This is a genomic window from Lentzea xerophila (assembly GCF_051094245.1).
Lineage (GTDB): Bacteria > Actinomycetota > Actinomycetes > Mycobacteriales > Pseudonocardiaceae > Lentzea > Lentzea xerophila.
In genome coordinates, this window is sequence record NZ_CP194934.1 from 6,255,266 (window position 1) to 6,277,201 (window position 21,936).

Annotated in this window: 21 protein-coding genes; 9 read left to right on the forward strand and 12 right to left on the reverse strand. The window is 68.0% G+C overall.

Features of this window, described 5'->3' with window-relative positions; translation table 11 throughout:
• Window positions 1-38: 38 nt before the first annotated feature.
• Window positions 39-506 (reverse strand): Rv2732c family membrane protein, encoded by a 468-nt coding sequence (locus ACRSBM_RS29590; protein ID WP_434448253.1) that lies wholly within the window; start codon window positions 504-506, stop codon window positions 39-41.
• Entirely contained in the window at window positions 503-1,969 is a 1,467-nt protein-coding gene (gene miaB / locus ACRSBM_RS29595) for a tRNA (N6-isopentenyl adenosine(37)-C2)-methylthiotransferase MiaB (protein ID WP_434448255.1), read from the reverse strand. The genes ACRSBM_RS29590 and miaB overlap by 4 nt, the downstream gene beginning before the upstream one ends.
• A gap of 57 nt (window positions 1,970-2,026) precedes the next feature.
• Here miaB and ACRSBM_RS29600 point away from each other — a divergent pair, with 57 nt between their 5' ends.
• On the forward strand, window positions 2,027-2,950 hold the full coding sequence (locus ACRSBM_RS29600) for a TAXI family TRAP transporter solute-binding subunit (RefSeq protein WP_434448257.1): 924 nt from the start codon (window positions 2,027-2,029) through the stop codon (window positions 2,948-2,950).
• Here ACRSBM_RS29600 and ACRSBM_RS29605 read toward each other — a convergent pair.
• Both ACRSBM_RS29605 and ACRSBM_RS29610 read right to left on the reverse strand, forming a co-directional pair.
• Entirely contained in the window at window positions 2,947-4,332 is a 1,386-nt protein-coding gene (locus tag ACRSBM_RS29605) for a sensor histidine kinase (protein WP_434448259.1), read from the reverse strand. The genes ACRSBM_RS29600 and ACRSBM_RS29605 overlap by 4 nt on opposite strands.
• 54 nt (window positions 4,333-4,386) lie before the next feature.
• Entirely contained in the window at window positions 4,387-5,061 is a 675-nt protein-coding gene (locus tag ACRSBM_RS29610) for a response regulator transcription factor (RefSeq protein WP_434448261.1), read from the reverse strand.
• 159 nt (window positions 5,062-5,220) lie between these two features.
• Here ACRSBM_RS29610 and ACRSBM_RS29615 point away from each other — a divergent pair, with 159 nt between their 5' ends.
• The 4 genes from ACRSBM_RS29615 to ACRSBM_RS29630 all read left to right on the forward strand — a co-directional run bounded on the left by ACRSBM_RS29615 (window position 5,221) and on the right by ACRSBM_RS29630 (window position 8,499).
• Complete coding sequence (locus ACRSBM_RS29615) at window positions 5,221-5,949, forward strand: amino acid ABC transporter ATP-binding protein (protein ID WP_434453258.1); 729 nt, start codon at window positions 5,221-5,223, stop codon at window positions 5,947-5,949.
• Between the two features lie 39 nt (window positions 5,950-5,988).
• Window positions 5,989-6,882: a glutamate ABC transporter substrate-binding protein gene (locus tag ACRSBM_RS29620; RefSeq protein WP_434448263.1), complete on the forward strand. Its 894-nt coding sequence runs from the start codon at window positions 5,989-5,991 to the stop codon at window positions 6,880-6,882.
• Window positions 6,883-6,961: 79 nt separating this feature from the next.
• Entirely contained in the window at window positions 6,962-7,609 is a 648-nt protein-coding gene (locus tag ACRSBM_RS29625) for an amino acid ABC transporter permease (RefSeq protein ID WP_434448265.1), read from the forward strand.
• Window positions 7,606-8,499 carry an amino acid ABC transporter permease gene (locus ACRSBM_RS29630; protein WP_434448267.1) on the forward strand — a complete coding sequence of 298 codons (894 nt, stop codon included), beginning with the start codon at window positions 7,606-7,608 and terminating at the stop codon, window positions 8,497-8,499. The genes ACRSBM_RS29625 and ACRSBM_RS29630 overlap by 4 nt, the downstream gene beginning before the upstream one ends.
• 54 nt (window positions 8,500-8,553) lie before the next feature.
• Here ACRSBM_RS29630 and ACRSBM_RS29635 read toward each other — a convergent pair whose 3' ends face one another.
• Complete coding sequence (locus ACRSBM_RS29635; protein ID WP_434448269.1) at window positions 8,554-8,829, reverse strand: hypothetical protein; 276 nt, start codon at window positions 8,827-8,829, stop codon at window positions 8,554-8,556.
• Window positions 8,830-8,942: 113 nt separating this feature from the next.
• Here ACRSBM_RS29635 and ACRSBM_RS29640 point away from each other — a divergent pair, with 113 nt between their 5' ends.
• Window positions 8,943-9,611 (forward strand): response regulator, encoded by a 669-nt coding sequence (locus ACRSBM_RS29640; RefSeq protein ID WP_434448271.1) that lies wholly within the window; start codon window positions 8,943-8,945, stop codon window positions 9,609-9,611.
• On the opposite strand, the gene ACRSBM_RS29645 is transcribed toward ACRSBM_RS29640, so the two are convergent.
• The 4 genes from ACRSBM_RS29645 to ACRSBM_RS29660 form a co-directional block, all read right to left on the reverse strand.
• Window positions 9,598-10,347, reverse strand: coding sequence for a succinate dehydrogenase/fumarate reductase iron-sulfur subunit (locus ACRSBM_RS29645; protein ID WP_434448273.1), 750 nt, complete (start codon window positions 10,345-10,347; stop codon window positions 9,598-9,600). The two genes, ACRSBM_RS29640 and ACRSBM_RS29645, sit on opposite strands and share 14 nt — an antisense overlap.
• Window positions 10,344-12,212 (reverse strand): fumarate reductase/succinate dehydrogenase flavoprotein subunit, encoded by a 1,869-nt coding sequence (locus ACRSBM_RS29650; protein WP_434448275.1) that lies wholly within the window; start codon window positions 12,210-12,212, stop codon window positions 10,344-10,346. The genes ACRSBM_RS29645 and ACRSBM_RS29650 overlap by 4 nt, the downstream gene beginning before the upstream one ends.
• Window positions 12,213-12,221: 9 nt before the next feature.
• A complete protein-coding gene (locus tag ACRSBM_RS29655) occupies window positions 12,222-12,986 on the reverse strand; it encodes a hypothetical protein (protein ID WP_434448277.1) in 765 nt (254 codons plus the stop codon).
• Window positions 12,987-13,070: 84 nt separating this feature from the next.
• On the reverse strand, window positions 13,071-13,361 hold the full coding sequence (locus tag ACRSBM_RS29660; RefSeq protein WP_434448279.1) for a hypothetical protein: 291 nt from the start codon (window positions 13,359-13,361) through the stop codon (window positions 13,071-13,073).
• Between the two features lie 226 nt (window positions 13,362-13,587).
• On the opposite strand from ACRSBM_RS29660, the gene edd reads away from it, so the two are divergent.
• Both edd and eda read left to right on the forward strand, forming a co-directional pair.
• Window positions 13,588-15,444: a phosphogluconate dehydratase gene (gene edd / locus ACRSBM_RS29665; protein WP_434448281.1), complete on the forward strand. Its 1,857-nt coding sequence runs from the start codon at window positions 13,588-13,590 to the stop codon at window positions 15,442-15,444.
• Window positions 15,445-15,699: 255 nt separating this feature from the next.
• Window positions 15,700-16,335, forward strand: a complete 636-nt coding sequence (gene eda, locus ACRSBM_RS29670; RefSeq protein WP_434448282.1) for a bifunctional 4-hydroxy-2-oxoglutarate aldolase/2-dehydro-3-deoxy-phosphogluconate aldolase — start codon at window positions 15,700-15,702, stop codon at window positions 16,333-16,335.
• A gap of 326 nt (window positions 16,336-16,661) precedes the next feature.
• On the opposite strand, the gene ACRSBM_RS29675 is transcribed toward eda, so the two are convergent.
• The 3 genes from ACRSBM_RS29675 to ACRSBM_RS29685 form a co-directional block, all read right to left on the reverse strand.
• Complete coding sequence (locus ACRSBM_RS29675; RefSeq protein WP_434448284.1) at window positions 16,662-19,202, reverse strand: BREX system ATP-binding domain-containing protein; 2,541 nt, start codon at window positions 19,200-19,202, stop codon at window positions 16,662-16,664.
• Window positions 19,203-19,436: 234 nt separating this feature from the next.
• Window positions 19,437-19,874, reverse strand: coding sequence for a zf-HC2 domain-containing protein (locus ACRSBM_RS29680; protein WP_434448286.1), 438 nt, complete (start codon window positions 19,872-19,874; stop codon window positions 19,437-19,439).
• A 2-nt stretch (window positions 19,875-19,876) separates the two neighbouring features.
• Complete coding sequence (locus ACRSBM_RS29685; protein ID WP_434448287.1) at window positions 19,877-20,404, reverse strand: sigma-70 family RNA polymerase sigma factor; 528 nt, start codon at window positions 20,402-20,404, stop codon at window positions 19,877-19,879.
• 307 nt (window positions 20,405-20,711) lie between these two features.
• On the opposite strand from ACRSBM_RS29685, the gene ACRSBM_RS29690 reads away from it, so the two are divergent.
• Window positions 20,712-21,893 carry a DUF4142 domain-containing protein gene (locus ACRSBM_RS29690; RefSeq protein WP_434448289.1) on the forward strand — a complete coding sequence of 394 codons (1,182 nt, stop codon included), beginning with the start codon at window positions 20,712-20,714 and terminating at the stop codon, window positions 21,891-21,893.
• Window positions 21,894-21,936: the final 43 nt, after the last annotated feature.

Here is a 21,936-nt window from a genome sequence, read left to right on the forward strand (position 1 = left end):
AGAGGCCCTCAGGCGCTTACAGCGGGCGTTACGCGTCGCTACAGCTGGGGCGGGCGCGAGGCCGCGATCTTCACCCACTTCACCAGCAGGACGATCACCGCGACCACCGCGATGACGAGGCCGATGCCGGGTCCGGGGCCGACGGTCTTGTTGCTCGTCGTTGTCTGCTGCGTCCAGATCGACAGCACGCCGATGATCGACCCGGCGAACAGCCCCAGCGAGCACACCCAAGCGAGGCCCCAGCGCCGCACCGCCAGCGTGATGCCGGAACCCAGCACGCCGACGCCGAGCGCGAAGTACGAGAACAGCCGCGGCAGGAACAGCTCCGACTCACCGAGCACCACCCGCAGCCCCGAGTGCTCCCCGATCCACGGCAGGACCAACGACACCAGCAGCGCGAGCACGGCGATGGAGATCGTCAGCGCGCCTGTGCCGGGGTCGATGCGCTTGGCCGCCTGGTGCTCCACCGCGTCGATTTCCTTGCGCAAGAAGTCCTCATCACTCACTGGGCCGCACACCCCGAGACTGCGGGCAGCGGCGCGGGTGCCCCGAACGACGGCAGACCGAGGCCGACGCCCGCGGTCTTGGGCTTGATGCCGGCCTCGGAGCGGTCACCGGCCGTGGTACGCCGCCACGACAGCGGTTCGCCGTCCGCGACCAGGTAGTGCGGGGCCGCGTACGTCACGACGGTCTCGACCACGTCACCGGGACGCGGGACGGTCGCGCCGGGCGTGAAGTGCACGAGACGTCCGTCCCGGGCACGGCCGCTCATGCGGTGCGTCTCGGCGTCGCGCTTGCCCTCACCGGTGGCCACGAGGACCTCGACGGTGCGGCCGACCTGCTCGATGTTCAACGAGTGGGTCATCTCGTTCTGCAGCGTCACGAGCCGGTCGAAGCGCTCCTGCACGACGGCCTTGGGCAGCTGGTCCGGCAGGTCGGCGGCGGGTGTGCCGGGACGCTTGGAGTACTGGAACGTGAACGCCGACGAGAATCGGGCCTGGCGCACCACGTCGAGCGTGCCCTGGAAGTCCTCCTCGGTCTCACCGGGGAAGCCGACGATGATGTCGGTGGTGATCGCGGCGTCCGGCATGGCGGCACGGACCTTCTCGATGATCCCCAGGTACTTCTCCGTGCGGTACGAGCGGCGCATCGCCTTGAGCAGGCGGTCGGACCCGGACTGCAGCGGCATGTGCAGGCTGTGGCACACGTTCGGCGTCTCGGCCATGGCGGCGATGACGTCGTCGGTGAAGTCCTTGGGGTGCGGCGAGGTGAAGCGCACGCGCTCCAGGCCGTCGATGTCACCGCAGGCGCGCAGCAGCTTGCCGAACGCGAGCTTGTCGCCGAACTCGACGCCGTAGGAGTTGACGTTCTGCCCGAGCAGCGTCACCTCCAGCACGCCCTCGTCCACGAGCGTCTGCACCTCGGCGAGCACGTCGCCGGGGCGGCGGTCCTTCTCCTTGCCGCGCAGCGACGGGACGATGCAGAACGTGCAGGTGTTGTTGCAGCCCACCGAGATCGACACCCAGCCCGAGTAGGCGGAGTCACGCGCGGCGGGCAGCGACGACGGGAACGTCTCCAGCGCGTCGAGGATCTCGACCTGCGCCTCGGAGTTGTGGCGGGCGCGTTCGAGCAGCACCGGCAGCGAACCGATGTTGTGCGTGCCGAACACGACGTCCACCCAGGGGGCACGCCGGACGATCTCGCTGCGGTCCTTCTGCGCGAGGCAGCCGCCGACGGCGATCTGCATGCCGGGCTTCGCCGCCTTGCGCGGGGCGAGGTGGCCGAGCGTGCCGTAGAGCTTGTTGTCGGCGTTCTCGCGGACCGCGCAGGTGTTGAAGACGACGACGTCGGCCTGCTCGTCCTCGGTGGCCCGCGCGTAGCCAGCGTCTTCCAGCAGTCCGGCGAGCCGCTCGGAGTCGTGCACGTTCATTTGACAACCGAACGTACGGATCTGGTAACTGCGGGTCACTGCAACCAACCTTTCGTCGGGTGCAAGCGTAGAACGCCCCCGTGGCACGATGCGCAGGTGCTGGGACGAGTGCATGCCGCCGTGAGCCTGCTGACCGCCGCAACGGTCCTGACGGGCTGCGGCAGCACGCTGGAAGACGTCAAGATCACGATGGCCACGGGCAGCGAGGGTGGCGTCTACTACTCGCTGGGCAGGGGCCTCGCGGACATCTGGAGCGGGCGCCTCGGCATCACCCGGCCGCAGGTCGTGGCCACCGCCGGGTCCACCGACAACGTCATCCGGCTCGTCAACGACCAGGCGCAGGTCGGCTTCTCCCAGGCCGACGCACTCGAGGCCGTCCCCGGCTCCGACCGGCTGCGGGCGCTCGCCCGGATGCACGACGACTACCTGCAGGTGATCGTCCGCGCGGACCTGCCGGTGACGAAGTTCGGCCACCTTTCCGGACGGCGCGTGTCGATCGGCGGGCGGGAGTCGGGCGTCGAGATCATCGCGCGCGGGCTGCTCAGGTCGGCGGACGTCACGCCCCAGGAGGTGAACCTCAACCTCGACGACTCCGCCCAGGCGATGCAGGAGGGCAGGCTCGACGCGTTCTTCTGGTCGGGAGGCCTGCCGACCAAGACCATCACGGACCTCACCAAGGCGCTCGGCGTGCGGATGCTCGACCTGAGCGACGTGCTGCCGAAGTTCCGCCAGGAGAAGCCCGTGTACGGGTCGGCGACGCTGCCCGCGTCCGTCTACAACCTGCAGTCCGGCCCGGTCGGGCCGGTCATCACGCTCGTGGTCCGCAACTTCCTGCTCGTCAACGAGAAGATGCCCGACGACGTGGCCGAGGCGCTGGTCCGGCAGCTGTTCGAGGGCCAGCCCGAGCTCGTGAAGGCGCATTCGGCGGCGCGCACGATAGAGCAGCGGTCCGCGATCGAGACGTCACCGGTGCCGCTGCACAACGGCGCGATGCGCTACTTCCGCGAAGCCAAGGTCTAAACCGCCGGCAGCTCGATCACGACCTTCAGCCCACCGTCCTCAGGCGACTCCAGCCGGACGGTGCCGCCGACGCGTTCGACGACCAGCCGCACGATCGACAGGCCGAGCCCGGAACCGGGCACGTTCTGGTGGGCGGGACTGCGCCAGAACCTGTCGGTCGCGCGTTCGAGCTCGTCGGGCTGCAGGCCCGGCCCGTGGTCGGCGACGGAGAGCCGCACGACGCTGCCGGACTTGCGGGCGTCGACCACGATCAGCGTGCCTTCCGGGGTGAACTTCAACGCGTTGTCGAGCAGCGCGTCCAGGATCGTCTCGACACCGCGCGGCGGGGCGAGGGCCATGCCGACGCGCTGCCCGTCGAGCACGAGGTGCACCTCCTTCGCCGCCGCGGCCGCCTGCCACGCCGAAAGCCGTGCCGCCACGGACTTGTCGACGTCGACCGGCACCGGGTCGACCGAGCTCGACTCGGCGCGCGCCATCGCGAGCAGCTCGTCGAGGATGCGGTTGAGCCGGTCGGTCTCGCTCAGCGCCTCGACCTGGTGCACCTCCGCCTCGGAGTCGACGTGGCCCTCCAGGTTGGACAGACGCAGTTTCAGCGCGGTCAACGGGTTCCGCAGCTGATGTGAGGCGTCGGCGACGAACGCGCGTTGGGCGGCCAGCACATCGCTCACGTTCGCGGCCATCTGGTCGAACGACCTGCTGAGCTGCCGCAGCTCGGGCGGCCCGCTCTCCGCGCCCACCGGCGGCACGGGACGGCCCGCCACCACCGCGGCGAGGAGCTTGCCCGTCGCGTCGTCCAGGGCCTGCACCGGGCGCAACGTCCAGCGCACCACCGGCAGCGCCAGCAGCACCGCCAGTGCCAGCACCAGCAGGCTCGCCGCGAGCAGCACGCCCCACCACGCGAGCACCTCGAAGCGGGTCTTGGACGTCGGCGAGAACGTGATGACCGCGCCGCGCACCTCGCCGTCGACCAGCACCGGTTCGGCGAGCACGAGCATCGCGTCGCTCCAGGGCATGAACAGCGGCGGGGCGACCGGCAGGCGCCCGGCCAGCGCCTTGCTGACCAGGTCCTGCACGCCGCTCTCGCCGAGCGCGAGGTCGTTGCGCGACGCCACCAGCGGCACCGTCGGCGCGTCGCGGGCGACCACGGCCACGCCGATGCCGTAGACCTCGTCGTAGCGCTCCAGCTCGGGGCGCAGCAGATCGGGCTTGTCGTCGATCAGCGGCCGCGCCGCCAGCGAGGCGAACCGGCTGGTGTCGGTGAGCCGGTCGAGGAACATCTCCTGCTGCTCCGCGGACGCCACACCGCGGCCCAGCGGCACGCCCAGGCCGACGAGCACCAGCACGATCAGGGCGAGCACCACGCTCAGCAGCCGGGACCTCACGGGCGGTCACCCCACCCGGCGGCGACACGCCGCGCGAAGATCACCCAATTGAGATCACACCTGCCCCAGCCGGTACCCGACGCCGCGCACCGTCTCGAGCAACGCCGGACGGCCGAGCTTGGTCCGCAGCGTAGCGACGTGCACGTCGAGCGTCCTGTTCGCACCGGACCAGGTGCGTCCCCACACCTCGGCGAGGATCCGCTCCCGCGTGCACACCGCGCCGCCGGCCGCCATCACCAGGGCGAGGACCTGGAACTCCTTGCGCGACAACGCGACGGATTCACCCGCCACGGTGACCTCGTGGCGCCCCAGGTCGACCCGCACGTCGCCGGTCTCGAACACCTCCGTCGACACCGAGCCCACGCCGACCGGGTCGGCACCGCGACGGCGGCGGACGGCGTGCACGCGTGCGACGAGTTCACCCACGTCATAGGGCTTGACCAGGTAGTCGTCGGCCCCGGCGTGCAGGCCGAGGATCCGGTCGTCGATCTCCCCTCTCGCGGACACCACGATGATCGCGACGTCCGAGGCGGCCCTGATGGCACGGCACAGCGTCACGCCGTCCATGTCGGGCAGGCCGAGGTCGAGCAGCACCACGTCGACGCCGGTGAGGCGGTCGAGCGTGCCGCGGCCCGTGGCTTGACGGTCCACCTGGAAACCCCGTCTGGTCAGGGCTGGGACCAAGGCCTCGGCGACCCTGTCGTCGTCCTCGACGAGCAGCACGCGCACTTTCGCTACCTCCCGGGCAACCGATGTCTGCCTGTGACAGAGTTGAGACCCTAAGTCTTGCTCAATGTCCTGGACTGGTGTGGTGGCGGACACCTAGGTTTCCGCCAACGCCGACGACCCCAAATGGAGGACTGGATGACTGCCGCCTCTGCCCCGCCGATGATTCGTGTGGCGGGTGTGGACAAGTTCTTCGGCCCGTTGCACGTGCTCAAGAACGTGCAGCTGGAAGTGCCGAAGGGGCAGGTCGTGGTCGTGCTGGGGCCGTCGGGTTCCGGTAAGTCGACCCTGTGCCGGACCATCAACCGACTCGAGCCGATCGATTCCGGTGTCATCGAGGTCGACGGGCAGCCACTTCCCGCCGAAGGAAAGGAACTGGCCCGCCTGCGCGCAGATGTCGGCATGGTGTTCCAGTCCTTCAACCTTTTCGCGCACAAGACCATCGTCGAGAACGTGATGCTGGCTCCGACGAAGGTGCGCAAGACCCCGGCCGCCGATGCGCGCAAGACCGCGATGGAACTGCTGGAGCGAGTGGGCATCGCCAACCAGGCCGACAAGTTCCCCGCACAGCTCTCCGGTGGGCAGCAGCAGCGTGCGGCGATCGCCCGCGCGCTCGCCATGAAGCCCAAGGTGATGCTGTTCGACGAGCCCACGTCCGCGCTCGACCCGGAAATGGTCCAGGAGGTCCTGGACGTCATGACGGGCCTGGCCAAGGACGGCATGACGATGCTCGTCGTCACGCACGAGATGGGCTTCGCCCGCAAGGCCGCGGACCGGGTGATCTTCATGTCCGACGGCGAGGTCGTCGAGGACTCGACCCCGGAGGAGTTCTTCTCGGCCCCGAAGTCCAACCGCGCGAAGGACTTCCTTGGCAAGATCCTGACTCACTAGTAGTCAGCCCACTTTCGAACGAATGGCAGGAGAAGGACGATGAGGGTTCGCACCCTTGCGGCGGTGCTGCTGACGGGCGCACTGGCCCTGACCGCGTGTGGCAAGGAGGGCAGCCCGACCGACTCGGCGGCGCCCGCCGGCCTCTTCGAGGTCGCCAAGGACGTCACGGTCGACGGCTCGCCCACGTTCGAGAAGATCAAGGCGCGCGGCGAGCTCATCGTCGGTGTCAAGGAAGACCAGCCGGGTCTGGGCTACAAGGACCCGACGACGAACAAGTACAGCGGCTTCGACATCGACATCGCGCGCCTGGTCGCCGCGAAGCTGGGCTTCGACCCCGAGACGAAGATCCAGTTCAAGACGATCCAGTCCGCCGCCCGCGAGCAGGCGCTGATCAACGGTGACGTCGACTACTACGTCGGCACCTACACGATCAACGCCGGTCGCAAGGAGAAGGTCTCGTTCGCCGGACCGTACTTCGTCGCCGGCCAGGACCTGCTGGTGAAGAAGGACAACACCGACATCACCGGCCCGGAGACCCTCAAGGGCAAGAAGGTCTGCTCGGTCACCGGCTCGACCCCGATCAAGAAGATCCGGGACAACGGCTACACCGAGCCGGAGAACATCCTGGAGTTCCAGGGTTACTCGCAGTGCGTCACGAAGCTGCTCAACGGTGAGGTCGACGCGGTCACCACGGACGACGCGATCCTCAAGGGCTACGCGGCCGCCGAGGAGGGCAAGCTGAGGGTCGTCGGCAAGACGTTCTCCAGCGAGCCGTACGGCATCGGCCTGCCCAAGGACGACAAGGCCCTGCGCGACAAGGTGAACGACGTCCTGCAGGCCTCGCTGGACGACGGCACCTGGCAGAAGATCTACGACGGCACGCTCGGCAAGTCTGGCTCGACGGCGCAGAAGCCGGCGATCGACCGCTACTGACGGCTGATCACGTGGCCGGTGGATCCCACGTGGGTCCACCGGCCGTTCCTTTGAAGGCGGACGGACGGCAAGGAAACCGATGAGCGTCCTCACCAACAACCTAGAACTCTTCCTGCGGCTTTTTGGCCAGACCCTCCAGCTCTTCGCGGTCTCCGCGGTCCTGTCGCTGGTGCTGGGCACGCTCCTCGCCGCGCTGCGCGTCAGCCCCGTACCGGTCTTCCGGGGCATCGGGGCGACCTACGTGACGGTGCTGCGCAACACGCCGCTGACGCTGGTCTTCGTGTTCTTCCTCTTCGCGTATCCGCTCCTGGAGATCGTGAAGATCGAGCCCTACACCGCGGCCGTGACCGCGTTGTCGCTCTACACCGCGGCTTTCGTCTGCGAGGTCGTGCGTTCCGGCATCAACACGGTGCCGGTCGGGCAGGCCGAGGCGTCCCGTGCGCTCGGCCTCACGTTCACGCAGATGCTCGGCAACGTGGTGCTGCCGCAGGCGTTGCGCTCGGTGGTGCCGCCGATGACGAGCACGATGATCGCGTTGCTGAAGAACACGACGGTCGCGTCGGGCTTCGCGGTCCCCCAGGCCGGTTCGATCCGCGACGCGCTGTCGGAGCAGGGTGACAACGTCCTGTTCGGACTGCTCTGGGTGGCGATCGGGTTCGTCGTCCTGGTGATGCCGCTGACGTACGTCCAGCAGGTCTTCGAGAAGCGGTGGAGCGTGGCCCGATGAGCATGGTGCTGTTCGACGTCCCCGGCCCGAAGGCCCGCTTCCGTCACAGGATCATGGCGGTCGTCGGCATCGCGGCCGCGATCGCGGCGGTCGTGTACGTGATCATGCGTTTCATCGCCACCGACCAGTTCACCGCCCGCAGGCTCGACTGGATCAACTACAAGCAGATCCAGCTGTCGCTCGTGGAGGCGATCGGCAACACGCTGTCGGCGTTCGGCGTCGGCGCGGTGCTGGCGCTCGTGTTCGGCGCGATCTTCGCGGCGGCGCGGCTGTCCGACCACGCGTGGGTGCGCGGTCCCGCGGCGGTGATCGTGGAGATCTTCCGCGCGATCCCGCTCGTGATCATGATGTTCTTCTTCTACTACGGCCTTCCCGTGGCCGGGGTGAAGCTGAGCGCGTTCACGGCGGTCGTGGTCAGCCTGATGCTGTACAACGGCTCGGTGCTCGCGGAGATCTTCCGCGCGGGCATCAACTCGCTGCCGAAGGGGCAGAGCGAGGCCGCGTACGCGCTGGGCATGCGCAAGACGCAGGTGATGACGTTCGTGCTGCTGCCGCAGGCGTTGCGGGCGATGATGCCGACTATCATCAGCCAGCTCGTCGTGCTGCTGAAGGACACCGCGCTCGGCTTCCTCATCACGTTCGAGGAACTGCTGCGGTGGGGTACGCGCATCGGTGGTGACGCGGTGAACTTCGGCCGTCCGATGATCTCGGTGATGATCGTGGTCGCCCTCATCTACATCGGACTGTGCCTGCTGCTGACGTGGTTCGCGAACTACCTCGAGAAGCGCAACCGCCGCAACAAGAAGGTCATTCACACCGACGACGACGCCGCCGGGCAGGTCCAGCTCGGCCACGCGTCGCACACGATCGGTGGCGGGGTCACCGTCTGACACCGTTCGAACGGCAAGGGGCGTGTCCACTTCGGACACGCCCCTTTCTCTTTGTCAGACGTTCCAGTCGACGACACCGCACCAGTCCTGACCGCCCTCGCCCACGACGTCGAGGCAGAAGGTGGTGCCGGCGCGGAAGCCTGTGCCGAGCAACCGGCGTGAGCGGTCGCCCGCGGGGAACAGCACGGGGCTGCCTGCCACCCGGTGGTCGCCGTCGCGGTACCACCGGATCTCCAGGTCGACGGGACTGGACGTGACGCGGAGCCAGACGTCCGAGCCGTCGACGGTGATCGTGCGGACGGCGAGCAGGTCTGCCGATGCGGTGCGCATGTCGCGGAACGTATCGACGCCGGCGGAACCGGGTCGTCTCACGAAGAGTGGATCTCCCGTCAACTTTCGCGGTACGCTCGTGGTGGGGGAACTACCGCGGTGACGTCACATGAATGAGGGGCATTGTGGCGCGCGTGCTTGTAGTGGACGACCAGCCGTTGTTCCGGGCGGGCCTGGTCGCGTTGCTGAACTCGACACCGGGCATGACGGTCGTCGGAGAGGCCGCCGACGGCGAGACGGCGGTGTCGCTCGCCGAGTCGGTGCGTCCGGACGTGATCCTGATGGACATCCGCCTGCCGGGGCCGGCGGCGCTCAAGCGCGTCGCGGCGTCCGCGCGGGTGCTGGTGCTGACCACCGTCGACCTCGATGAGTACGTCCACGAGGCGTTGCGGCTGGGTGCGGCGGGGTTCGTGCTGAAGGAATCCGAACCGGCCCGGCTGATCGCCGCCATCGACGCCGTGGCGTCCGGGGAGATGCAGTTCAGCCCCACGGTGATGGGCAGGCTCGTGGCGGCCTACCTGAGGGGCGGCGCGGCGGCTTCGGCGTGGAGCGCGGCCGGGCTGGACGAGCTGACGGACCGGGAACGCGAGGTGCTCAGGCTCGTCGGTACCGGTCTGACGAACACGGCCATCGCGAGCAGGCTGACCGTCACCGAGGGCACGGTGAAGACGCATCTCAACCGCGTGATGACGAAGCTGCGGCTGACCAGCCGGGCTCAGGCCGTGGTGATGGCGTACGAGTCCGGGCTGGTCATACCGCAGGCCGTCGCTAGGACCGCTTGAACAGCTTGTTGCCGAGCCAGACGACCGGGTCGTACTTGCGGTCGGCGACGCGCTCCTTCATGGGGATGAGCGCGTTGTCGGTGATGTGGATGTGCTCGGGGCACACCTCGCTGCAGCACTTGGTGATGTTGCAGAGGCCGAGCCCGTGTTGTTCCTGGGCCTGGTCGACGCGGTCCGCGGTGTCGAGCGGGTGCATCTCCAGTTCGGCGACCCGCATGAGGAACCTCGGGCCCGAGAACGCCTCCTTGTTCTCCTCGTGGTCACGCACCACGTGGCAGGTGTTCTGGCACAGGAAGCACTCGATGCACTTGCGGAACTCCTGCGAGCGCTCCACGTCGACCTGCTGCATCCGGTACTCGCCCGGCGCCAGGTCCTTCGGCGGCGCGAACGACGGGACCTCGCGCGCCTTGGTGTAGTTGAAGGACACGTCGGTCACGAGGTCGCGGATGATCGAGAACGTCCGCATCGGCGTGACCGTGATCGTCTCCGACTCCTCGAAGATCGACATGCGGGTCATGCACAGCAGGCGCGGGCGTCCGTTGATCTCGGCCGAGCACGAGCCGCACTTGCCCGCCTTGCAGTTCCACCGCACCGCGAGGTCCGGTGCCTGCGTGGCCTGTAGCCGGTGGATGATGTCGAGGACGACCTCACCCTCGTTGACCTCGACGGTGAAGTCCTCCAGCCCGCCGCCGGAGTCGTCACCGCGCCACACCCGGAACTTGCCCTGGTAGCTCATGCCAACTCCTCGGCGGTGAGGTACTTCTCCAGCTCGGTGCGGTCGAACAGGTCCAGCAGGTCGGACCGGATCGGGATCTGCGGCTTCTCCCCGACGGAGACACCATCCCCTTCCGTCTTGCACACCAGCAGTTTTCGCCGCCACTCGGCGTCCATCGACGGGTGGTCGTCGCGGGTGTGGCCGCCGCGGGACTCGGTGCGCAGCAGTGCCGCCTTCGCCACGCATTCCGAGACCAGCAGCATGTTGCGCAGGTCGAGGGCGAGGTGCCAGCCGGGGTTGAACTGCTGGTGGCCCTCGACGGTCAGCGACCGGGCGCGTTCCTTGAGCTTCTCGAGGCGCTGCAACGCCTCTTCCATCTCACCGGCGCGGCGGATGATGCCGACGAGGTCGTTCATCGACTGCTGCAGCTCCATGTGCAGCGTGTACGGGTTCTCGCCGCCCTCGTGCTGGAACGGCTTGAGCGCGGTGGCCCGTGCTTCGGTGATGGTCTCCTCGGCGACCACCGGCCGTTCGGTGAGAGCCCGCACGTACTCCGAGGCACCCGCACCCGCACGCCGGCCGAACACGAGCAGGTCCGACAACGAGTTGCCGCCCAGCCGGTTCGAGCCGTGCATGCCACCGGAGACCTCACCCGCGGCGTAAAGCCCTGGCACGGACGAGGATCCGGTGTCCGGGTCGACCTCGACGCCGCCCATCACGTAGTGGCAGGTCGGTCCGACCTCCATCGGCTGGGCGGTGATGTCCACGTCGGCCAGTTCCTTGAACTGGTGGTGCATGGACGGCAGCCGGCGGCGGATCTCCTCCGCAGGCAGACGCGTCGACACGTCGAGGAAGACGCCACCGTGCGGTGATCCACGACCGGCCTTGACCTCGGAGTTGATCGCACGGGCGACCTCGTCGCGCGGCAGCAGTTCCGGTGGGCGCCGGTTGTTCGCCTGGTCGGTGTACCAGCGGTCGGCTTCTTCCTCGTTGTCGGCGTACTTGTCCTTGAACACCTCGGGGATGTAGTCGAACATGAACCGCTTGCCGTCGGAGTTGCGCAGCACGCCACCGTCACCGCGGACGGACTCGGTGACGAGGATGCCCTTGACGGACGGCGGCCAGACCATCCCGGTGGGGTGGAACTGGATGAACTCCATGTTGATCAGCGAGGCGCCCGCGCGCATCGCGAGCGCGTGGCCGTCGCCGGTGTACTCCCAGGAGTTCGAGGTGACCTTGAACGACTTGCCGATGCCGCCGGTCGCGAGGATCACCGCCGGTGCCTCGAACAGCACGAACCTGCCGGACTCGCGCCAGTAGCCGAACGCGCCGGCGATCTTGTCGCCGTCCTTCGCGAGCTCGGTGACGGTGAACTCCTGGAACACCCGCAGGCGTGCCTCGTAGTCGCCGAACTCCTTGAAGTCCTCCTGCTGCAACGACACGATCTTCTGCTGCAGCGTGCGGATCAGTTCGAGGCCGGTGCGGTCGCCGACGTGCGCGAGGCGCGGGTACTCGTGGCCACCGAAGTTGCGCTGCGAGATGCGGCCATCCTTGGTGCGGTCGAACAGCGCGCCGTAGGTCTCGAGCTCCCAGACCCGTTGCGGTGCCTCCTGTGCGTGCAGTTCGGCCATCCGCCAGTTGTTGAGGAACTTGCCCCCGCGCATGGTGTCGCGGAAGTGCACCTGCCAGTTGTCGCTCTCGTTCGCGTTGCCCATGGCGGCGGCGATCCCGCCCTCGGCCATGACGGTGTGGGCCTTGCCGAACAACGACTTGCAGAGAACGGCGGTGCGCAGGCCGTGCTCACGGGCCTCGATCGCGGCACGCAGACCGGCACCACCCGCGCCGATCACGAGAACGTCGAACGAATGCCTTTCCAGCTCGGGCAAAACCACTCCTTAGTTGATGAAGCGGAGGTCGGAGATCGTTCCCGAGGCGACCAGCGCGACGTACAGGTCCGTGAGGCAGACGAAGATCAGCGAGGCCCAGGCGAGCTGCATGTGCCGGTTGTTGAGCTTCGAGATCTGCGTCCACATCCAGTAGCGGACCGGGTGCTTGGAGAAGTGCTTGAGCCGCCCGCCCGCGATGTGGCGGCACGAGTGGCACGACAACGTGTACGCGGCGAGCAGGCTCACGTTGACCAGCAGGACGATGTTGCCGAGGCCCACTCCGGTGCCGAACGCGAGCAGCGCGTCGTAGATGTTGATCAGCAGCAGGAGCGAGGCGGCGTAGAAGAAGTAGCGGTGCAGGTTCTGCGCGATGAGCGGGAACCTGGTCTCGCCGGTGTACTTGCTGTGCGGCTCGGCCACGGCGCACGCGGGCGGTGACGCCCAGGCAGCGCGGTAGTAGGCCTTGCGGTAGTAGTAGCAGGTGATCCGGAACCCCAGCAGGAACGGGATGATCAGCAGCGGCGGGGTCAGGAAGCCCGGTAGCGCCGGGAACCACTGACCGAAGTGCGATGCCGCCGGGATGCACTCCTCCGTGAGGCACGGCGAGTACATCGGTGTGAGGTAGTGGTACTGGTCGACCCAGTAGTAGTCCCCCTGGAACGTGCGGAACGCCGCGTAGATCGAGATGAGCAGCAGGCCGACGAAGGTCGTCAGCGGTGGCAGCCACCATCGGTCCGTGCGCAGAGTCCTGGCGGCGATCTCTGCCCTCGCCATTACTCACCTTTCTGGGGGTCCACGTCGTTGTGGAGGAACGACTACGGCCCCCGCGTCAGGCGGGGGCCGTGTGATCAGCTCGGCTCAGGTCCGGTTGCGGTAGCCACCGAGTCCTTCGTCGTCTGCGTCCTTCCAGAGCGACTCGTCGTAGGGCGTGTCGGGCACGACCACGACCTCGCGTTCCACTTGAGGCGCTTCGCGCTGCCTCGGGGTGCTGAGGTCGACGAGTTCGGTGGCGTCGATGTCCATGCGCTCTACGTCGTTGGCCAGGCGTTGAACGGGCGCCACGTCGCCATACCTGGCGCGCAGCGCGCTGACGGCGTGCCGCATCTGCCCGATGACCCGGCGCAGCTCGACGATCTCCGTGGAGTTCATGGGACACCTCCGTTCCAAGGTCGTGCCCCGCACTCTGCCCAATCTCAAGCCATGTGACAAGCACCACACGCCAAGATTCAAAACTGGTTCGGTCTCAGCTACTGAATCGTTTTTGTGTCTACGACCAGCCATGACTTACTGTGTGTGGCGTCACGCCCGTCCGTGGGACGCCACCGTTGTCGTCTCGTAAGGGCCCACCACGGCCCGTGATGACCCGGAGACCCCCATGACCGAACTGCATCCTGTTCTGACCGAGGTGACACGCCGGATCGCCGCCCGGAGCGCCGATTCCCGCCGTGTGTACCTCGAACGTGTGGCCGCCGCCGCGCAGGACGGAACGTCCCGGTCCGGCTTCGCCTGCAGCAACCTCGCGCACGGCTTCGCCGGAATCACCGGCGGCGACAAGGCGGCCCTGCGGGCGCTGCGCAAGTCCAATGTCGCGATCGTCTCGTCCTACAACGACATGCTCTCGGCGCACCAGCCGCTCCAGGAGTACCCGGCCTGGATCAAGGACGCGGTCCGCGCCGTCGGCGGCGTGTCCCAGTTCGCGGGCGGCGTGCCCGCGATGTGCGACGGCATCACGCAGGGTCGTGACGGCATGGAGCTGTCCCTGTTCAGCCGTGACGTCATCGCGATGTCGACCGGCGTGGCCCTGTCCCACGAGATGTTCGACGCCGCGGTGCTGCTGGGCGTCTGCGACAAGATCGTGCCCGGCCTGCTGATCGGCGCGCTGTCGTTCGGCCACCTGCCGTCGATCCTGGTGCCCGCGGGCCCGATGGCGTCCGGCCTGTCGAACAAGGAGAAGGCCCGCGTCCGGCAGCTCTACGCGGAGGGCAAAGCCTCGCGCGAGGACCTGCTGGAGGCCGAGGCCGCCTCGTACCACTCCCCCGGCACCTGCACGTTCTACGGCACCGCGAACTCGAACCAGATGGTCGTCGAGGTCATGGGCCTGCACCTGCCGGGCGCCTCGTTCGTGCCGCCCGGGACCTCGTTGCGCCGCGCGCTGACCGAGCACGCCGGCCGCCGCGCCGTCGAGATGGCTCGCGGTGAGGGCTACACGCCGATCGCGCACATCGTCGACGAGAAGGCCGTGGTCAACGGCGTCGTGGCCCTGCTGGCCACCGGTGGCTCGACGAACCACACGATGCACCTGGTCGCCATCGCCGCCGCCGCGGGCATCGAGCTGAGCTGGGACGACTTCTCGGACCTGTCCTCCGTCGTGCCGCTGATCGCGCGGGTCTACCCGAACGGCAGCGCCGACATCAACCACTTCCAGGCCGCGGGCGGCGTCCAGTTCGTCGTCGGCACCCTGCTCGACTCCGGCCTGCTGCACGCCGACGTCAACACCGTCGTCGGCCACGGCCTCGACCGCTACCGCCAGGAGCCGATGCTGGTCGACGGCGAGCTGATCTGGGTCGACGGTCCGGGCCGCTCGCTCGACACCGACGTCCTGCGGCCGGCTTCGGACCCGTTCGCCTCCGACGGCGGCCTGCGCATGCTGTCCGGCAACCTCGGCCGCGCGGTCATCAAGGTGTCGGCGGTGGCGTCGGAGAACCACGTCGTCGAGGCGCCGGCCCGCGTGTTCACCACGCAGGAGGCGTTCCAGGAGGCCTTCAAGGCGGGCGAGCTCGACCGAGACGTGGTCGTCGTCGTCCGCCAGCAGGGCCCCCAGGCCAACGGCATGCCCGAACTGCACAAGCTGACGCCCCCGCTGGGCGTCCTGATGGACCGCGGCCACAAGGTGGCCCTGGTGACGGACGGCCGCATGTCCGGCGCCTCGGGCAAGATCCCGGCGGCGATCCAGCTGACCCCGGAAGCCGCCGTCGGAGGCCCGCTCGGCCGCGTCCGCGACGGCGACATGGTGAGGCTGGACGCCACCGCGGGAACCCTGGAGGTCCGCGTCTCCGCCGACGAACTGGCGTCGCGCCCGCTCGTCGACTTCCCGCCGGCCGGCCACGAGTGGGCGGGCACCGGCCGCGAGCTGTTCGCCGCCCTGCGCCGTACCGTCGGACCTGCCGACCGCGGCGCGACGGTGTTCGGCCCGATCACCGCCGACCACTTCGCTCCGGTCACGCACCACTGACCCGACCACGCACCACCAATATATTGGCCCCGACACCACAGCTGACCTGCTCCTTAGCAATGAGTCTTTGGACTTCGTCCGCAAAAGACCCGTTGCAAAGGGGCGGTGACGCCCGACCAGACCGCCCACGCGGACCTTGCCTACCGCCTTTGCAATGAGTCTTTTGCGGACGTCCGCAAACGTTTTTTGCATCCGGACGGTGGTCAACCAGCGGGTGGTATGCGATATATCGGTTTTCGATCAAGGAGTGACACCGTGACCACCGGAGCGACCACCGGAGCCGACCTGCTCGCGCTCTCGCCCATCATCCCCGTCGTCGTGGTCGACGACGCCGACCACGCGGTGCCGCTCGCCCAGGCGCTGCTGCGCGGTGGCGTTCGCGTCATCGAACTCACGCTCCGCACTCCGGCCGCTCTCGCCGCGATCGAGAACGTCGCGCGCGAGGTGCCGGAGATCGTGATCGGCGCCGGCACCGTCACGGCGCCGGAGCACGCGGAGCAGGCCGCGAAGGCGGGAGCGGCGTTCCTCGTCACCCCCGGCACAACGGACCGGGTGCTCGACGCCGCCGACGCGACGGGGCTGCCGTACCTGCCGGGCGCGGCGACGGTGTCGGAGGTGATGCGGCTGGCCGAGCGCGGACTGAACGCGCTCAAGTTCTTCCCGGCCGAGGCCGCGGGCGGGGTCGACTACCTCAAGTCGATCGGCGGCCCGATCCCGCACATCAAGTTCTGCCCGACCGGCGGCATCACCCCGCAGTCGGCGCCGAACTACCTCGCGCTGTCCAACGTCGGCTGCGTGGGCGGTTCGTGGCTGGCCCCTAAGGACGCGTTGAAGGCCGGCGACTGGGACCGCATCGAGACCCTCGCCCGCGAGGCTTCACAGCTCGGGTAACTCACGAACCGGATGGCTCGCCCACGAGACCGGCGTCCCACCACGTTGGATAGTTCACTCCAACGGGACGCCGGTCTCGTATCGAGAGTTCCAGCCTGTGCTGTCATCGAAGGACGTCTCGATCAGCTGGTACGGCTCGGTGCCGCCGCGATGACGATCTTCGAGGCCGCAGGATCGTGACGACCGTGTCGCTGTGGTGGCTCTCCGTGGCGGGTATGAGGTTCCCAACCAGAAGAAGATGATCAACGACGCGCGCCCCGGATTCCCCTTACCGCGCAACGCTTCCACCCGAGAGTCCATCATGGACCGAGCCGAGTGCCGCTGGGTCAGGACCACAAGGCGGCGACGAGCTCGGCTCGTCCCGTGATGCCGAGCTTGCGGTAGGCGCTCGACAGGTGCAGCTCCACCGTGCGGCGGGTCAGGTGCAGGGTCTCGGCGATCTGCCGGTTCGTCTGGCCCTGCGCCGCCATCCGCGCGACCCGGTTCTCCTGCTTCGTCAGGCCCTGCACCTGGTCGTCCTCGTCGCGAACCTCGTCTCCGGCGAGCTTGGCCAGCGGGTGCGCGCTGAGGCGGCGAGCCAGGTCGAACGCCTGCCGCAGGTGAGGCGCCGCCGCGTCGGTGCGGCCCTTGCGGCGCAGGTGGTGGCCGAGCCAGTACGACGACTGGGCGTGCAGCAACCGGTGCGGCGTTGAGGCGAGAAGTTGTTCCGCCTCAACGAGGACGTCGATGTCGTCGGTGCTCACGCCGACGCTCATCAGCGCGGTGCCGACCACCCTCGGAGAGCCCCACCGCTTGGCCAGGTCGAACTCCTCGTGCGCGAGCCGGGCGGCGTCGTCGCGGTTGCCCAGCGCCAGGTACGCCCGCACGGCGTGGTGACGCCACGCGACCAGAGCCGGGTTGGGCATCTCGCGTGCGGCGAGCCGCCGGCCCGCTTCCAGCAGGTCCTCCAGTGCGCCCTCCGCGTGGCAGGACGCCAGCTTGAGCCGGCCGCGGGCGTAGCAGATGTTGATGTGCTGCAACAGGTCGCCGTCCTCGGCGACGAGCGGGGCGGCCTCGTCGAACTGCCCCATCTCGATGCACACCTCGGCGAGCTTCGCGGTCGCGAGCACGACGGCGGGGCAGTCGCGGTTGCCGGTCGAGACCGGTGGCGTCAGGAACGTGTAGGCGCGCGCGAGGTCGCCGCTGTTGTGGAAGGAGGAGGCGCGGGCGATCATGCTGAGCATTCCGCGGCGCAGGTGCGGGTCGTGCGAGACCGGCGCGGTGCTGTGGGAGAGCCAGAGCTTGTTGATGTTCTCCGGGTTGTCGCCGAGTACCGGTACCAGGAACGTGAACAGGTAGGACGAACCGAAGACGTCGACCCAGTCGCCTTCGAGCGCCTCCAGCGCGTACTCGACGGCTTCGGCGTACGAGTCGCCGCTGCGGGCGTTGCCGACCGCGAGCAACGCCGACCGCGCGCGCTTGAGGTTCGGGTCCTGCGGGACGTCACCGATGAGGTCTTCGAAGTACTTGCCGGCGCAGTTCGCCATGGGCGCGTCGCGGTTCGCGGCCAGCAGGTACGTCGTACAGACGAGATTCCAGACCAGGTCACGGTCTTCCGGTAGCAGCCGCGCAACGACCATGATCGCCAGCGAGACCGCGAAGTGCGGGTCCGAACCCGTGCACATGCGCTGGATCAACGACAACGCGACGTTCGCGGCGAGATGCGGGTCCTCGCACCGGACCAGCGCGTCGCGTACGCGGTCGCGCCCCAGTGCGTTGTCCCGCAGGTGTTCCGTGTGGCCGAGCTCGGCCTCGATCGCCAGCCGGTCGGGTTCGGACAGGTGTTCCTCGAGCGCCCGTTCCAGGTGCTCGACGCCGCCGACCTCCCGCAACAGGTCGACGGACCAGGGTAAGCGGACGGACCTGGCTTTCAGCACGTGCTCGGCGACGCGTTCGTCGGGGGCGTCCGCCTCGAACAGCAGCCAGGCGGCGCGGGCGTGCGCGGCGGACCGGACGGCGAGCGGCATGTCGGCGAGGATGCTGTTGCGTACGAACGGATACCGGAAAGTCAGTGGGTCGGTGTCGGCGAGCACACCGAGGCGGACGAGCGTGTCGACGGCGGGCAGCGCGTCGAAGCCGGTGAGCGCGGACAGCAGGTCGAGGCCGGCGTCGGCATCCAGCACGGCGGCGGATCGGGCGACTTCGGCGGCGCCGGTGTACTCGCGCAGCCGCATGCCGATCATCTCGCCGACGGCCGCCGAGCCGTCGCCTTCCTCGCGTAGCAACGCCTGGAGCAGATACGGGTTGCCGCCGGTGAGCTCGTGACAGCGCTGCGGGTCCCGGTCCGGGAGGTTCTCGGTGAGGCTGGCGATCGCGGCGACGTCGAGGCCGTCGAGGTCGATCCGGTGCGGATGGGCGCCGGCGATCTCGGGCAGCGTGACCTCGTCCGTGGCGAGATAGCCCTGTGACGCGCCGAGTGCGATGACGACCGGCATGTGCCGCAGCCGCGGGCGCAGGTACGCGAGTGCGCGCTTGGAGAAGGTGTCGGCGACGTGCACGTCGTCAACCACGATGAGGATCGGTGCCTTGCGCGCGGAGTTCGCGGCGCGCGCATACAGCTCTTCGAGGTCGTGCTCGTTGGCGAGACAAGGCGCGAGCTGCCGCACGACCGCGCCGGGAAGGTGGCTCTCGAGGCGTGCGCTCTTGGCCAGGCGGACGCTGAAACCGCGCTCGCGGGCGTCGGCGGTGAACGCGTCGAGCAGCGCGGTCTTGCCGATGCCGAAGCCACCGGTGACGACCACGCACGAGCCCGTGCCTTCGAGCGCGTCGTCCAGCAAGCGTCCGAGCGCGGCGAGTTCCGCGTCCCGGCCGAGTAGTGGAGATGTCACCTCTGTCTACTCCTGCCTTCGGTACCGAGAGACCGCAGGGTGAAGGTTGCGGTGGTTCCTTCGGTGTCGACCGTAGAGACGCGCGCTTCGGCGTCGGGCAAACTTACCCACAGGTAACGGCCAACGGAACTGCGAGCTGTTCGCAGTGGTGAGCGGGAGCGAGCGATGATCTTCGCCACGCTGGTGCGCGGGTGGTTGCGCCTCGCCTGCCTGCTCTCCGGCTCCCGCCAGGACCTACACGCGTCGCAGCGGCGCGAACTGCTCGTCGTGAGCGGGTGCCGCGCGCGTGAGGGTGCCGACGTCGACGGGATCGCCGACGTGCGAGGACAGGGACTCCACGACCGACAGCACCGCGGCGACGGCCACCACGAAGCCGGCCGCCACCAGCACGATGCCGCGGGTGATGCGACACGGAAGGCGCGGCACGCCCGGTGGACCGGCGCTCTCGCCGAGCACCGGCCGCAGCACCGGCGCGACCATGCCGAAGTCGGCCGCATCGAGCCGGCAGGTCTCGCACCCGGCTAGGTGGCGGGAGAACAGCACGTGCTCGGCCGGGTCGAGCACGCCCAGCGCATACGCCGCAACGTCACCGCACGGCCCCTCCTGGTCCGTGCGGTCTTCGTCGTCTTCGCCTGCTACGGCCTGCTCGTGATGTGGTTGACGGATCACCATCACTAGCTCCTGTCCTGCAGCGCCCGGCGGATCGTGTGCATCGCCTTGTACAGCCGGGACTTGACGGTTCCTTCCGGTACTCCGAGAACGATCGCGGCCTCCTTCACCGTTCGTCCCATGACATACGTCTCGTAAATAGCTGAACGGTGTTCATCACTCAATTGGCGTACTACCTCGGTAATAACCATCACCGAAAGTGTCTGTTCCGTGTCGTCCGGAGATTCGGCGATGTCCGGACGCAACAATTCCACTTCCTGCGGACGGGCCTGACGGCTGCGCCATCCGTCGATCACAATGCGACGAGCCACAGTACAAAGCCAGCCGCGCAACATGCCCGGCTCACGAACGAGATGCGCGGAGTTCTGCCAAGCCCTGATCAACGTCTCCTGCACGACGTCTTCCGTCCACTGGCGGTCATAGTTGGTCAAGCACAGGACCTGCGAGAACAACATCCGCTGGAACTGCCCGTAGAGCAACACGAGCAATTCTTCGTCCCGGCGGGCTTGCGCGACCTTGCCCGGATCACCCATGAAGCTGACGACCTCCCCAGATATCGGCGACGGGTTCGCTTCGGGCGGCAGACCTAGCGACTCGGTGGCCGAGCGTGGAATCCACCGAATCCTACATCGCGAACACGAAAAGCTCTCGGGTACGTAAATTCACCCTCAATGGTTCGCCAGTCACCATGTGATCCACATCACATAGCAGCCTGGTGGTATTCGTGAACCATGACCCCACCTGCGCGTATCTCTTTCGAAGGCAGCTCGATCACGGGAGGGAACGAGCACTATGCGTCACCAGTTGGGCACGCTGGGACAGCGCGCAGCGTTATTCACCATGCTGTCCGTCGTATTTCTGGGGGTTGTGATCGGAGCCGTTCCAGCGAATGCGCAGTCGACCGAGGTGCAACCATCGGACCGCTCATTCATCGTCTCTCTACGGCAAGCGAACTCCTGGCTCATACCGGTGAGCAAAGAAGCTCCGGCGAGGACGACCAACCCAGCGATCAGCAACGCGGGAAGGGGCGTCTTCGAAGGACACTCACGACTCGACATCGATCTGCTCAAATCCGCCGAAGAACTCGGCGTGGTGTTGCCGAACGACGTGAGCAGTGAACACCAGTCACTCATCGACGAGATGGCAGAACGCACCGGCGACAACCATGATCGCGCCTACGCGACGATCGTCCGCCAGGCCCAGGGCGGCCTTCTGGTAATGGCCGCACAGACGCGAGCCACGACGCAGAACACGGCAGTCCGCACGCTCGCTCACCAAACCCTGCAAATGCTGATCCGCACGATGACGACCCTGGAGAACACCGGACTCGCCGACCCGTCCGCACTCGAATTGGTGACGGCGAAGGCTCAGGTGAACTCGGTACGAGTCATCGGCCAGAACGTCGAACCGCCTGACCGCGAATTGCTCGTGATGCTCGCCCAGCATTCGCTCTGGCAGAAACCGGTCAGCCGCGAGAGCTCCGACCGCGCACGCGACGCGAAGGTCCGCAAGGTCGCGGGCCAGCTCGCCGCCGAGCACGCCCAGCTGACGCAGGCGGTCACCGAGGCCGCCCGGCAGATCGGCGTGGACCTGCCCGCCGAGCCGACGACGGAACAGAAGTCGTGGGCGAACGCGATCTCGTCCAGCTCCGGCGAGGAGCTCGACCGCATGTACGCGAACCTGTCACGGGCAGCCGACGGCTCGCTCATCATCCAGGTCGCTCACGCCCGTGCGACGACCAAGAACGTCCCCGCGCGGATCGCCGCCCAGACCGGCCTGACCCTCCTGCTCAAACACATGCTCCTGCTGGAGAGCACCGGTCTGGTGAGGTCGAACTCGCTGACGATGACGGACATCCCGGCCATCGCCCAGACGAAGCCCAACAGCAGCCCGCCACCCCAGCCCGACGACTCGTCCACGAGCATCGGCTTCCTCACCGGCATCGTCGTTCTCGTCGTCGCCAGCGCGGGCACCCTGTGGCTCGTCCGTGCCATCGGCCACCACGGCGAACATCGTCGCTAGCCCCCGATATATCGGCTGTCGCCCTCGCCAACCGATATATCAC